Annotated in this window: 13 protein-coding genes; 2 read left to right on the top strand and 11 right to left on the bottom strand. The window is 27.1% G+C overall.

Features of this window, described 5'->3' with window-relative positions; translation table 11 throughout:
- Positions 1-1,131: a DUF829 domain-containing protein gene (locus tag L8U41_RS00885; protein WP_263727566.1), complete on the bottom strand. Its 1,131-nt coding sequence runs from the start codon at positions 1,129-1,131 to the stop codon at positions 1-3.
- A 161-nt stretch (positions 1,132-1,292) separates the two neighbouring features.
- Between L8U41_RS00885 and L8U41_RS00880 the strand changes: the two genes are divergently transcribed.
- On the top strand, positions 1,293-2,141 hold the full coding sequence (locus tag L8U41_RS00880; RefSeq protein ID WP_263727565.1) for an SGNH/GDSL hydrolase family protein: 849 nt from the start codon (positions 1,293-1,295) through the stop codon (positions 2,139-2,141).
- A 69-nt stretch (positions 2,142-2,210) separates the two neighbouring features.
- Positions 2,211-2,801, top strand: coding sequence for a hypothetical protein (locus L8U41_RS00875; protein WP_263727564.1), 591 nt, complete (start codon positions 2,211-2,213; stop codon positions 2,799-2,801).
- On the opposite strand, the gene L8U41_RS00870 is transcribed toward L8U41_RS00875, so the two are convergent.
- The 10 genes from L8U41_RS00870 to L8U41_RS00825 form a co-directional block, all read right to left on the bottom strand.
- Entirely contained in the window at positions 2,798-3,976 is a 1,179-nt protein-coding gene (locus tag L8U41_RS00870) for a capsule biosynthesis protein (protein ID WP_263727563.1), read from the bottom strand. The genes L8U41_RS00875 and L8U41_RS00870 overlap by 4 nt on opposite strands.
- The gene (locus L8U41_RS00865; protein WP_263727562.1) at positions 3,973-6,000 is read right to left on the bottom strand and encodes a capsular polysaccharide biosynthesis protein; all 2,028 of its coding nucleotides are present in this window, start codon (positions 5,998-6,000) and stop codon (positions 3,973-3,975) included. Before L8U41_RS00865 ends, L8U41_RS00870 begins: the two co-directional genes overlap by 4 nt.
- Entirely contained in the window at positions 5,997-6,278 is a 282-nt protein-coding gene (locus tag L8U41_RS00860; RefSeq protein WP_263727561.1) for a hypothetical protein, read from the bottom strand. Before L8U41_RS00860 ends, L8U41_RS00865 begins: the two co-directional genes overlap by 4 nt.
- Positions 6,279-6,323: 45 nt before the next feature.
- Entirely contained in the window at positions 6,324-7,145 is an 822-nt protein-coding gene (locus tag L8U41_RS00855; protein WP_263727560.1) for a glycosyltransferase family 2 protein, read from the bottom strand.
- Positions 7,138-8,229 (bottom strand): DegT/DnrJ/EryC1/StrS family aminotransferase, encoded by a 1,092-nt coding sequence (locus L8U41_RS00850; RefSeq protein ID WP_263727559.1) that lies wholly within the window; start codon positions 8,227-8,229, stop codon positions 7,138-7,140. The genes L8U41_RS00855 and L8U41_RS00850 overlap by 8 nt, the downstream gene beginning before the upstream one ends.
- A gap of 24 nt (positions 8,230-8,253) precedes the next feature.
- A complete protein-coding gene (gene ispD / locus L8U41_RS00845; RefSeq protein WP_263727558.1) occupies positions 8,254-9,591 on the bottom strand; it encodes a 2-C-methyl-D-erythritol 4-phosphate cytidylyltransferase in 1,338 nt (445 codons plus the stop codon).
- Positions 9,588-12,305, bottom strand: coding sequence for a hypothetical protein (locus L8U41_RS00840; protein ID WP_263727557.1), 2,718 nt, complete (start codon positions 12,303-12,305; stop codon positions 9,588-9,590). Before L8U41_RS00840 ends, ispD begins: the two co-directional genes overlap by 4 nt.
- Positions 12,305-13,174: a GNAT family N-acetyltransferase gene (locus tag L8U41_RS00835; RefSeq protein ID WP_263727556.1), complete on the bottom strand. Its 870-nt coding sequence runs from the start codon at positions 13,172-13,174 to the stop codon at positions 12,305-12,307. Before L8U41_RS00835 ends, L8U41_RS00840 begins: the two co-directional genes overlap by 1 nt.
- Before the next feature lie 77 nt (positions 13,175-13,251).
- Entirely contained in the window at positions 13,252-14,157 is a 906-nt protein-coding gene (locus tag L8U41_RS00830) for a hypothetical protein (RefSeq protein WP_263727555.1), read from the bottom strand.
- Between the two features lies 1 nt (position 14,158).
- A complete protein-coding gene (locus tag L8U41_RS00825) occupies positions 14,159-14,827 on the bottom strand; it encodes an acetyltransferase (RefSeq protein ID WP_263727554.1) in 669 nt (222 codons plus the stop codon).
- Between the last annotated feature and the right edge of the window lie 4 nt (positions 14,828-14,831).

Genomic DNA, 14,831 nt, shown 5'->3' with positions numbered 1-14,831 from the left:
CTATTTGATTTTTTCTTCTAGTTTATTTTTGCCTATGATAAATTCAAAAAAGTTATATACTCCTTGAATTTGTGTAGCAAATAAATATAAAAAATGTGCTTTATATTTGTCTTTTTTGATTTTTTTATAATCTTTGCTTTTATATAAGGTATGAAATTTAGCCGAAAGGTATTTTGGGCTAAATTGTGCTTTTACCCCGCTTGTACGTATGAAATCAACTTGTGCAAAACAAGCCCCATCGATAATAGAAGTAAAATCATACCATATTAAATTTTTACTTCCTAAATACTCTAAGTCTTTTCTAAACTCAAAAGATCTTTTTTGATAGCTTACCAAAGGTATACACTCACCTAGAGTTAAAACCTTTAAATTTTTAAAAGAAACATTTTCTTTTTCACATTTTCTAAGCACTTTTGCTAAAACATTTATACAAAGTACCGTTCCTACACTATGCGCACTTAAGATGAGTTCGTAATTTTTATCATTTACATTTTCTTTTAGTTTTTCAAAAATAACCCTAGCAAAATCATCCATTCTTAACTCAAGCTCGCCTTGGGAATTTTTCTCCCAGTTTGCACAAAAAGAACAAATTCTAGCTATCCAAAAAACAGCTAATTTCTTGCCTAATTTATAAAGCATTTTTGGCAAAAATACTAATGATAAAATAAAGGCTAAAATTCCCAAAACAATATGAAAATTTTGCAAATAAAACAAGCTTCCAAAAGCACAAGCTAAAGTAAAAATCAAACTCAAAAGTACATAAAAAAATGGATAATAACCTGTGATAAGTTGGTGCGGGGATTCTTTACCAAATTTTAAAAAAAGTCCTGTGATGGTATAAATTCTAAAAAAACTATAACAATCACTCAAAGCATCTTCTATACCTTCTGACCAGTTTTTTTTAACTATATCATTCCAACCTAAAAAAGTATAAGTGGTGTTTGTATATGGGGTTTGAATTTGCCAAAAAGCATATGCATTAATCTGAGCTTTTGATAAAGTATAATCATAATTTAAAAGTGCATTTTGCTCGACTAAATTTTTTTTAAACATAGCATAATAATGCCTATATCCTCTAGGATCATAACCAGCTATATAAAAAACATCTCTTTTTTGACACAATTTATCCATTAAAATCCCAAATAAACTCAAAATGAATTTAAAAATATAGCTAAAGTTGTTATCTTTGTCAAATGCTTATTTAAAGGCAAAATAAGGGGTTTTTGCTCTGAAATTATTCATTAAAAAATATTTTATAAAATAAATAAAAATTTATAAACAAGAAAGAACTTATGGATATAATCTTACTAGGTGGTAGCAATAGTGTAGTTAAAAATGGTCTTAGGATAGGTCTTGAAAATAAAGACATTACACTACATAATTATGCTTTAGGGCTTAGCACTTCTTTACAAAATCTTTATGAGTTAATACGCCATAAAGATACTATAAATAAAAGTGATTTTCTCATTAGCGAATCAAATATCAACGATTATCTAAGTCCTATGAGTTTAAATATTATACTTAGAAATATTGATTATTTTTACGAAGAACTTTACAAAGCAAACAAAATTACCATAGTACTTATACTCCCCATACCAGCTTGCAATGATAAATCAAAAGCTATCAATGAAGCTCATAGGAAAAATTGTGCTTATTATGGTTTTAATCTAATCGATGTAGACTTTTACTACCAAAAAAATAATCTTTATGATTTTGATCAAAACTATAAATTCCACCCTATGCCACTAGCTATGCAAGAGCTTGGAAAAAACATCGTTAAAAATTTACATAACTTTAAAAAATCCAAAGAAGATATCATTTGCTCAAAAAGAAAATATCATATCTTTGCACCTTCAAATTTAACCAAAATAGAGCATAAAAACTCATTTTTTTGTGAAAAAACTACAAAGATTAAAGCTAATGAAAAAATTATTTTCCCAAAAGAGTTAAAAAACTATCAAATCTTAGGCATACACACTTGGAATCACACTAGCTCATCAACCCATGCTATATCATCTATAAGCATTGAAAACTCATCTTTTAAATTAATAAAAAATTTTGGACTTATCAATACTTTTCAAGATATACAAAATGAAAAAGCAATTTGTGATGAGCAAACCTTTTTATATGTTAATACATAAATTATCAAGCAAAGTGAGGAAAGTTCAGGTTTAAGCATAGCAAATGAAAAAACACCAAGGCTTGATTATGTGGACTTAATAGGAATTTTACTTTTAGAAAATGATAATAATAAAAAAATTGAATGTAAAATTCAACTTACAAATGCTTATGAGCTTTTGATACCACCTATAGCATTTTATAAAGAATTAGTACTAGAATACCATGAACTAAAAAAACTTGATATGCAAACATTTTTACAAAGTCAAAATCATAATCTTTTGCGTTTTTTAAATCACAAAGGCTTAAAAAATGAATATGAAATATTCATCCATCAAAACAACCAACTTTATGGAGCTAGTTTAAGGATAAAAGAAAGATTAAGCTATAAGCTTGGAGAAGCTATCATGAAAAATAGCAAAAGTTATCTAGGATATTTTAAAATACCCTTTGAATTAAGAAAAGTCAAAAAAGAGCATTTTAAAAATCAAAAAGATCAAAAAAATCTACCGCCACTAAAAGCTTATGCGGATTATAAACACGCTCAAATAGCCAAAACACACTTGCCTTATCTTTTAGGTAATGCGCTTTTGCAAGCTTCAAGAACTCCCTTTAAAATAGGCTATTTAAGCTTACCTTTTAAACTAAAAAAAATTGCAAAAAACTATAAAAAGAAATTTTAATCTAAACTAGTATTTTTGAAAAAATTCCCATTGACTTGGGTTTTATATATCACATAATTTCTAAATTTAGCGTGTAAAACAGCATCAGGCTTATATGCCCTGCATTCTTTCCAAAAAGTATGCAAGCTTTTTTGATAAGTCAAACCTTCAATATCATAAAAGGCTTTTCCCATAACTTTTAAAGGGCTATTGTGATATAAAGCAGAAAGCCCTACTGTGCTATTTATCACTATAGTACCTCTTGCATTGATTAAGAGTGTAGGTAAGTGTAAGTCATGTACATATAAAATTCTGCCCTCGACATTGTATTTTAAACTCAAATCTTCTATAAGCTTAGTATAATCTCTATAACCACGATCCATAGGATGATGTTTAAAAACCAAATAAGACTTTGCTTTAGCATGATTAGCAAAAGAGATAATCACTTCTTCTATAAATTTTTCTGTAGTTTTTTTATAATGATGGGAGAGTTGAGTATCATTGTGCACTTGCAAAATAGCTAAAAAATACTTTTGTTTTAGAGAAAGAATTTTTTCATTTAAACTTTTTTCTGTGATTTTGTATTTATTTTTTCTATATACTGAGCAAAGCCAAGGTAAAAAGTCAAATAATTTTAAGCTTCTATGATGTAAAGAATTATTAAAATACCAAGAAAATAAAAAAGCAAAAAGCCAGTATAAAAACGAAGCAAAGGCCATATTTTTAAAAGTACTTGAGAAAGTTTTAAATTTAAAATCTTTATCAAATTTTTTCTGACTTAGATAAAATTCTTTTTCTCTTGGTAAAGTCGAATTTGCATTCACTCCATCTTTTTCAAAAGTAATAAAATTTGGTCTTATATAACCTTCTTCAAAAATCCATATTTCAATACCCATTTGTTTAGCAACATTAATGGCTATCTCATGTACTTTTCTACAATCATTATACATCAAGATAACTTGAATTTGTTTTTGTTCAAAAAGCTTTTTATAAAAGTCTTCAAGCTCGGCTAAACTTTTAGTATAATTAATGCTTTTAAAAGGGTAAAAGAAAAAATCTCCACCATTAAAATTTACTTTATGAACCTTAGCTTGTGGAATTTTTGTAGCAATTTTACGAAAAAATCCTCCTACAGGCCCTTGGAGCAATAAAACATTTTTACCAGAAAATTTTTTTAACTTTTTACTTAAATTCATCTAATCAAAATAAATTCTATCAATCTTCTTATTTTTCTTAATATATAAATTCTTATATCCATAAACCAACGCAAATAAAATTTAGAAAAATAATCTTTTTGCATTTTTAACATTATATCTAATGCAAGCTCAACTTCACATAAATTTTTACTTTTTGGATGGATGTATCTTGGATAAAGGATCAAAACGCCAGCAACAAGTTCTTCTAAGCTAAGCATTCTTGTGCGTCTTGGAATTTTATGAAAATCGCTTGTCAAACCCCAGCCCGCATAAAAAGGCTTACCATATACCACTACTTTTTTACCACGCAAAAGAGCATCAAAACCACTTGTAGAAGTGATGGTATGCACTTCATCACAAGCATTTATAGCACTATCTATGCTGACATTTTCTATAATCTCATCACAATATTTTAAAATAATACTTTTATCTTTTAAACCCTTACGGTTACCGCTTAAAACATCAGGGTGAGGTTTAAAAACTATGAAGGTGTTTCCATTAGCCTTTCTTACGCTTTGTAAAAGTTTTAAGGTGTCAAAACCTGCACCACCTAAGATCATAGAAGCATCATCTTCTACTTGAGCAGGGATTAAAATAACTTTTTTATTAGTATTAAAATTTAATTTTTCATGCTTTAAGCCATTATACTTTGAAAATTTATTGTGTGTGATGGTGGTGATGAGTTTTTTAACTCTTTGTTTTAAACTTTCATCAAAAATATGATTTTGTAAAATATCTTCTAAATCACTTGGTTTACTTGGATCAACATACAAACCTTTACTATCTACTATTAAAGAAAAAGGACGTGTGAGATCTGAACCTAAAAAAACCGAGCGTAAAAAGCCATCTTCTACTAAGAAAATTTCATTACTAAAATATTTAGCTAGCAAAGTTTTATCATACTTTTTACCCCAAATAAAAATTTTATCCTCAGGATTTAAATTCGCTTTGTAAAGTTCATCAAGCGAGTTTAAAAAAATGATTTTATTATTCTTAGCTTTAAAAAATGGCTTCATAAACCAACGCTTCCACAAAGTAAAACCTAAAAAATATAAAGTATTAGAATTAGCTTGTTCTATCTTTTTATACTTTGCTAAAGTATGAATAGTGTCAAAAATATCACTTTTTTGATTTAAGTAAGGATTAAAATACTCACTATATAAAATATAAGTAGCATAAAAAACCTCTTCCAGGGTTCTTTTTTTAAACCTTCTTTTGCACGCTTGCTTATCTTGAGTTAAACCCCAACCTGCATAAAACGGCATACCATAACATACACATTCGCGTTCTAACATCAAAGCTTCAAAACCCATGCCAGAAGTCTTAGTATAAACTTTTTTAAAATAACTTAGCAATTCTATGGGATTATAATTTTCTTTTATAACTACACATTTGCTTGGCAAATCTTGTGCGTTAAAGTCGCTTTGTTTTTTACCACTTAATACATCAGGATGAATTTTTATATATATTTTAGCATTTGGATTTTCTTTGATAGCATCATTTATGATATCTTGAGTTGAAAAATCCCTAGCTAAGCCAAATTTAAGAGAAGCATCATTTGCTACTTGAGTGATGATTAATATGCGTTCTTCATTATCGTTAAAAAGCTCTTTTGGTACGCAAAGATTATTATTATACTTGCTAAGTTTTTCTTTTTTTATGAGTTCTATAGCTTTTTTTGCTTGCTCCAACTCTTTAGAGCTAAACTCATAAGTATTTAAAATATTTTCGAGTTTAGATGATGCAGTCGCATCGTAGTAAATTCCTATATCATCTTTGACGATAGAAAAACTTGGGCTATTTTCTACACCTAAATTTAATGAACGCAAAAAGCCATCTTCTAAAAGTAAAAAATTTGCATTATGCTTTTTAGCAAGCTCTATAGCTTTTAAACCTGACTTTTTTCTACCCCAACCTACAAAGACATCTTCTTTTGTGATATTTTTGTAGGCATAATATAGAGCTATTTTATAAAATTTTTTTACATTTTCTTTTAATCTTTTTGATATGGTATAAAACTTCATAATCCCACTTTCACTAAGCGAGATTGTATCAAAATTTTACTAAATTGAACTATCGAAGTATCTATTGCACCTAATGATGCCAAAGTTTGCTCATTGTTAAATACATTTACTATTGCACTAGTTTTAACTTTACAAAATGGATGTGGCAGTTCAAAATAATCTGATTGTGAAAGTTTTTCTATATATTCTAATAGTTTATAATATTTATTTTGATCTATTAAATCAGCTAATTCAACAAAATTTGGGTTTAAATTATTAGATTTTAAATAATATTTCATATTTTTTGTTAATTCGAATCGATTTAAAAAATATGCTCAATAAAATCACTTATCATTATATTTTCCCTTTTTTAACAACAAGAAAAAGAATTTTGTAAAAAAATTTTTTATTTTATTATTCTTTTTATTTTTTATAGTATTTGTATCATGCCAACGATAAGAAAATAAAATTTCATTAGTAAATTTGTATTTACCCAATTTAGAAAGTTGCAAATGCATAAACCAATCTTCCATAGGTGCTTTTGCTGTAAATTTCTCTATTTTTTTTAATTTTTCTGCACGAATTAAATAACCGTTTGGAATATAATTACCTTTTATGAGGGTTCTATAACTTCCAAAATTTTTCATATCTTTTGAAATTTTTTTCACCCTAGGGTGTTTATAGCAAAAATACTCCCAGAAAGTATTGTACCCTTCATTAAATTTAACAATATTTTGCTTAATATCCCAAGCTATGCGATTAGAATTGCAATCTATAATTTCACTATCTCCAACAGCCAACACTATTTTATCATCATGTGATATTATTTGATATAATATACTTATTGCTTTTTCATTTTGAATCCTATCATCGGAAGCCAATAAATAAATATATTCGCCATTTGACAATTCAATCAACTCATTCAATGTTTCATAAATACCTTTGTTTTGTCTTGTCATTGAACTAAAATTAGAAAATCTCACTCTACATTTTTTTTCTAATTCAATTATTTTAAGCCAAGTTAAGTCAGAAGACCCATCATCTAAAATAATTAATTCTAAATTGCCATAGTCTTGACATATAACTGATTCTATACATTCTTGAATATAATTTTGATGATTATAAGCAGGAATTAATATAGAAATCAGAGGTAAAGAGCTACTCATCGTACTGGTTAACCACCTCGATAACTTTAGAAACCTCCCATTCTTCCATAACAGGAGATATAGGTAAACTTAACACCTCATTATGAATTTGCTCAGTTATAGGAAAAGATAAATGATTCCACTCTTTATAAGCTTCTTGTTTATGAGGTGGTATTGGATAATGAATAATATTTTCGATTTTATTTTTACTCAAATAAGCTTGAAATTTATCTCTATTTTTTACACGAACAACAAACAAATGCCACACATGAGACATCTCATCTTGCATTCGTGGCAAAACAACCATCGGGTTTTTAATACCATTTAAATACCGCCTTGCTATTTTTCTACGCTCTTGATTGTCTTGATCTAAAAAAACAAGTTTGACATTTAAAATCGCTGCTTGAATTTCATCAAGTCTAGAATTAAAACCTTTATAGATATTATGATATTTTTTATGTGAACCATAGTTTGACAATGCTTGCATTTTATAATACAACTCCTCATCATTGGTTGTGATACAACCACCATCTCCCAAACAACCTAAATTTTTTCCAGGATAAAATGAAAAAGCCGCAGCCTTTGAAAGACTGCCAACTTTTTTCCCGTTCAATGTTGCACCGTGAGCTTGCGCTGCATCTTCAAATACTATTAAGTTGTATTTTTTTGCAATAGTGCAAATTTCTTCCATAGGTGCAGCTTGTCCGTATAAATGGACAGCCATAATGGCCCTTGTTTTTGGTGTAATTTTATCTTCAATTAATTTTGGATTAATGTTATAAGTCTCTATATCGGGTTCTACTAATATAGGCCTATAACCATTATCACTTATAGCCAAAATTGTAGCAATATAAGTATTGGCTGGCACTATAACCTCATCATCTTGTTTTAATCCAGAAGCTTTTAGCATAATTCTAAGCCCATCTAATCCATTTGCTACACCTAAACAATATTTTACACCACAATAATCGGCATAATTTTTTACAAACTCTTCATTTTTTTTGCCATGAATATACCAGCCACTATCTAAAATTTCTTTAATCTCATGATTAATTTTTTCTTGAAACCTATTATTAATTTTGTATAAATCTAAAAATTTAATCATAATATATCCTCATTTATTTAAGTTTTATTTTTTTATATCTATAATTTTTCCATTGCATTTGTTAACAAGTGTTTTTAATGATATCTCGGCAACATCATATGGATCCAATAAAGTATTAACATCTTCTTTTCCAAAAGCTTTAAATCTCATTTCAGTCGCAGTTCTTTCTGGATTAATAACATTAACTCTAATATTATCACTTTTAAACTCTTCCGATAATGCCTGAACTAAATTTACAACTGCAGCTTTACAAGATGAATATATTGAATAAAATTTTCTTCCTCTAGTATATGAACTTGAAGTAAAAAAAAGAATAGAACCTTTGGTCTTAGATAAATATTTAACACTGGCTTTTGCTATATTAATAGACCCAATATAATTAATCATTACTTCATTATTAATTGCTTTAATATCTTTATCACATAATTTTCCCATTTCTAATATTCCAGCAGTATTAACTATATAATCAATTCTACCAGTATGCTTAAAAACATCTTCTAATACTCGCTCTATATCGCTATAATTTGATACATCACAACCATTACTCCTAGAGAATGCAAAAACTTTTATGCCTTTATTTTGTGCATTTTCTACAATACATTTACCTATACCTCCATTACCCCCAAAAACAATTAACACAGAATCTTTGAATAAATTTAAATTTTTATCTAAATCTACTTCATTACCAAATTGAAAAAGCTTATCAGCTAAAATTAAATCTTCAGGATATGTAATTTTTATATTACGATGATCGCCATTAACAATATATATAGGAGCTAAATCATACTTAACAATTAAACCGCAATCATCTGTAAAATTATCATCTCGCCTAGAGAGCAAGTGAGCTTTCTTTATTAAACTTAATTTAAAACATTGAGGTGTTTGACCCCTTAGAACATTTTCTCTATCAGGGATAGCAACAATCTCATTACCATTTTTTTCAATTAAAGTATCGGAAGATGTAATAGCAACATCTACAGCATCATATCTTTCCAAAGCTTGAATACAATCATTAATAATTCTGTGACTTAAAAATGGCCTTACACTATCATGTATCAAGACATTTGCCTCATCATCCTCAATTGAATTTATGCCAATAAAAGAACTTTCCTTTCTTGAATCTCCACCTTTTAAAATTTTCATTATCTTAGTATATTTATTTTGTAAAATTAGTTCTTCTATAAACTCTTGATATAAAGGATGTATAACCAATATAATCTTATTTATATTTTCAGCGCTTTCAAAAATTTCAATTGTGTGTTCTAGTATAGTCTTTCCAGCTAATTTTAAAAACTGTTTTGGTTTATTTGCTCCAAATCTATTTCCAGAACCAGATGCTAATATAATTGCATAATTATTCATTTCATTATTTCCTCTTTAATGTGATATAAAATTCCTTCACCAACTTTAGGGAAATTCATTTTTAATTTTTTTGAAAAAACTGCCCTTTGATGAGCTAACTCATCATTACCAACAATTACAACATCTTCAATAAATTTACAAATATCGTCTTCGCAATATGCTTTATAATAATTCTCTAAGCATTTTTGTCCAATTGGAAGAAAATCCTTTTGAATTTGTTCCTCATTTTTAAGCATGTAGCATGCTGGTTTATTCATAAATAAATATTCCGCTGTAAATGAGCCACAATCATGAATAATTGCATCAGAATCAACAAAAGATTGCTTAAAATCTTTATTATCATCATAAAAAACATTCGGAAAAGACTTCATTTTATTCAAATATTCATTAGTTGCTTTTTCACTCCAAATTTGTTTTAAAGTCCAAAATAACAACAAATGCGGTCTAAAAATAAAATCAACTTCTGGATATTTTTCTGGTAATTCTAAGAAAAAATTTGAATACCTTAAAAAATTAGAAATTGCTAGTGCCTTCATATTAATCGTATGATGAGGACACAATAATATTCTTTTTCTTAAACTTGGTGTTCGAATAAAATTATCAAGATCATCCATTTTGCAATAACCAGATACAAAAGTATTTTTTGCTTTTATTGGCTGATGAATCAGCAAATCCTGATAATTTTCCGGAGAATCTACAAAAATTTTCCAACATGAATTATAAAATGGAGTTTGCGCTATATGTGTTCTTCCGTATATTAAAGTAAAAAATCCATAATTTTGAAAACAAGTTAAAACTTTTTTATTTAAAAAATTCCATATAAAATGCTTTTCATGAACCATAGATTGATAAGGATTTGAAAAAAATACTATATCAAAATCATTTGAATAATCTAAATATTCATCATTATCCTCATCATAACCCATAATAACATTTTGAAATTTTTTGCTAAAATTTTTATATGAAGTATGCATAAGTTCTATCATACGATCTTTTCTTGCAACATCAGGAATAATCACAACGCAAGGCTTAAATAACGTAGAATTTTCCATAGCCAATATTAAACTATCATATTGTGAAACTTCCACTAGAAAAAATCCAACACGTATTTTTCCACCAAGCAAAACAGCCTTTTTTATGTCCTGACGAACATACTCATAATGTTTTTGGATATTATTATACTTGTTTTCTATATTAATTGTCTTATGAAACAATGGAATTAAAGCAAATAATTTAAATGAGATAGTATTTTTATTAAAAACCTTTTTTAGAATTGGTATATCATAATCTAAAATTGGCACATGGAAACAAAAAAGTTTTCTTTTATGACTTTCAAAAGTTTTAAACAAAGTTGTAAAATTTAAAATCTTATATTCATTTACAGTATCATTATTTAAAGATATTTTTTTTCTGTTATATCTTTTTTGAATAAAATTTTTTATTTTTTTAAAAAATATTTTAAGATATATATTATTTGTAAATTTTTCATTTTTAATTTTTATATAATCACTTGCATCATAACCATTATTTTTCATTATCGAAAGTTCTTTTACAAATTTTTTTATTGATTTTAATTTCAAACATATTTCAATATTTAACTTAGTAGTTAAAGCTATATCCAAAAAATTCAAAGAAGAATGTCTTAATGAATGATTTGCAATAGCATATTGAAAGCATTTTTCCCCAATTACATCTCTATTTTCTATAATTTTCTGAAGTATTTGAGTAATATTATTTATCTGCAAATTGAGTTTATCAAATGTTTCTTTTTTTCCTCCCAATATACCATCAAAACAATCGTGCAAGAATATAAATTCATTACAAAAAAATTTTTTTTCACTATAATATTGAATAACAGTTGGTATTTTCAACATAGCAATATCTAGCGCTGCCATGCCAACAGCCACACAAAAATCAACATTACTTAATAAATAATTATTTAATTCATCTTTTGTTAGATATCCACATAATGAAATTTCAAATCTTTTTTGATAATGATGAAACGGAATAATCGATTTACAATTCCCATCTCCTATAATATGAACTTTGATTTTTTTGCTACTTTGCAACAAATATAGATTATCTAACAAATTAATCAACTGCCAAATTTTATCATTATCCAATCGTGCAATATATCCAATATCAATATAATCATCTTGTTGTATTTTTCTTTTTATTGTTACATCTGGTATTTTATTTAATGAAAAGGCAGGAATATATTTTTTTAGATATTCCAACTTCGACATTTTACAAGTATTTTCCCAACAAGAATAGTCCATAAAAGCTAAACTTTGACTTTCATAAAGCAATTGAAAAATTTTATTTTGCTCTACTATATTTTTTTTTATGCCTAAATTGTTGAAAAGTATTTGCCATCCATATAAATGAAAATCTATAATAACAATTTTTGCATTTTTTAAATGTGAAAATTTTTCTAAAAATAAAGGTAACATATTAGAATATACCAAAAAAATTGTACTATCATCTAATTCTTCACATTTATCTTCATAATTAATAATATTTAGTTTATCCGACCAATCAAATAAAGTGTTAATATAACTATCTTTATAGTTTAAAACATAAACATCTACGTTTGAATTCAAAGCAATATAATTAGCTATTCCATAAAAATATTGCAACCCACCACTAATTCGTTGACGATGAGGATAGAAAAAACAAAATTTATAATTTAACAATTCTTTTTCAATATACATTATTTTCCTTTTATATCTACAGATAAATCATATGTCATATGAGTAATTGTTCTACCTCCGAAACTTTCCTTTTGAGCTGATAATCCACTATTAAATTTCTTTCCGTCATTTTCGGTTGAAATACCAAAATCAAAATATATTTTATCATCACTAAATTTATCAATCAAAGTTTTGATTAATAAATCTAACGCCCCCAATTCTCTTCCCTTGTCATTAGAGGCAAGGTATTGAGTGTGCACTAAGTTATCATATATATAGATTAAACTTGCTGCTATAATTTCTCCATTAAAACTTGCAGTATATAAAGAAATATTCTTTTGAAATCTACCATATAATAACTTCAACTCATATGCATTGTGTACAGCACTAACACCATGTTGTTTTTGCAAAACAGAATTTAATAATACAACAAAAGAGTCAAAATCCTCACTTAAAGCAACCTTTACACCTTCTCTTATTGCTTTAGAAATTTGTGCTTTTCTTCCCTTGTTAAATTTTATCTTTTTCTTCAGGCTAATAGTTGTTGAACAATCTACTCTATAGGCAATTGCATTATTTAAAAACAAAGCATATAAATCTTCATCTGATGGTAGCTTGTGATAAATATATGGAATACTTTTATATATACATTTTTTAATATTATTATTAATCATATATTTTTTTAGAGTGTCAAAACAATTAAGCATTTTATATTGTTTCATACTTTCATCTATTATAAATCCACCAAAAGTTAGTCCTTGATGTGAATACAAAATATTATCTTTTATATTACATGGAAGTAAAGCTAATATTTTATTATCGTCATAAAACAATAAAGAATGATCTCTAAATCTATCAGCATGATAATCCATATAATCTCTATCAAACATAAATAATCCATTTTTTGATTTCTTATTAAAATCATTCCATAGATTTTTTAAATCAGGGCTATACTGTACAACTTTAATCATTCTTCTATAAGCTCCGCATAACCAAATCCATCATATCCATAATTATTGCCATTATAAAATAAATAAGCCTTATGATTAACTCTTAAGAAAGATGGATATGCCATCATTTCTGAGTCCCATCCCGAAGAACTTAAATCAAAATTAATATTTTTACGTTTCCAATCTATACCATTTGTAGATTCTGCATAGGCTAATTTATAAGGATAAGTTTCACTGCCATAGCCATAAAACATTTTAAATAAACCATTCTCGTAAAATACAAATGGTCTTCCTACTCTATGATTTCCTTCATCAATAGGAATAACAATTTGTCCTTGTTGCGGAAAACTAGTTAAAGCATCTGATTCCATATATCGAATATCGTAAACTGGTAAAGTTTTTCTTTTACCTGTTAAAAAATAATTTCCTCCACCATACCAAAATTTATAAACATTATTATGTTGAATTACAGAATGAACAACCCTAAACAACTCCTCCCCTTTGGCTCTATCTGTAATAGGATATTCTTGAATTCTTTCAAAAGTATTACCCATATCATGACTAATTGCTAAACCAGTAAATACAGTAAAACGTACTTTCACATTTAAAGAATATCCAGAATAATACATATATAATAAATTATTTTTTACGACAATACTTGTTGGAGAAACGCCATTATCATCAAACATTCCATTTTTACCAATATCCAATATAGGCTTTCTAGAATAATCTATAACACAGCTAGGGTTATTTTTATCTACATCCACATAACCTATTCTAGCAACACCCTTTTTATCTCTAATTCCTCCAAAAATTCTAATACTATTTTTCATCAACAAAGGGGTTGGTTGTAAAAAAGAATTATCCATCCATTCACTTTCGTGATTTGGGCAAAAAATCAGCCCTTTTTTTCTCCACTTCATATTACTCTTTAACTTTACAAAATTTTTTAGCAGGAATTTTTGACACTTCAGAAGAACTTCCTTTGTAAATTTTATTTTCTTCAGTATGTTTATTAATCACTGTACCCAGTGCTATAAAATTATCCCTAGCTATCTTTATTTTATGCGCAACACAAGAATTTACCCCCATAAAAGTATTTTCTCCAATTTCACAAAACCCAGAAATTACAACATGAGAACTAATAAAAACATGGTCTTTGATGATGGTTTGATGACCGATATGATTTCCACTCCAAAGAGTTACATTATTGCCTATTTTTACATATGGTTCCAACACATTATGAGGTAATATAAAACAATTTTCACCTATTTCAACATTATGCCATACAAGAGCTTTAGAAGAAATATAAGAGGCGAAAGAATATCCTTTATCTTTTAATTGATTGTAAATTTTTTTTCTTTGATAATTTAATTCACCATTTCCAATACCTACAAATATTAAATAATCTTTCGGATTAAATTTTTGTTCTATATTTTCTAGCGAAACCACAGGTAAATTTTTAAATGTATCTGAAATTCGATATTCTTCATTAACACTAAAGGCGCATACTTCATAATTACTATCATAAGTAAAAAATTCATGAGCAATGTTTGCTATTTCGCCAATTCCTATAATTATTATTTTTTGCATTTCA

This window comes from Campylobacter sp. RKI_CA19_01116 (assembly GCF_025771405.1).
Classification (GTDB): Bacteria; Campylobacterota; Campylobacteria; order Campylobacterales; family Campylobacteraceae; genus Campylobacter_D.
Note: the sequence above shows the minus strand (reverse complement) of the source record. Positions and strands in the feature narration are given on the sequence as shown.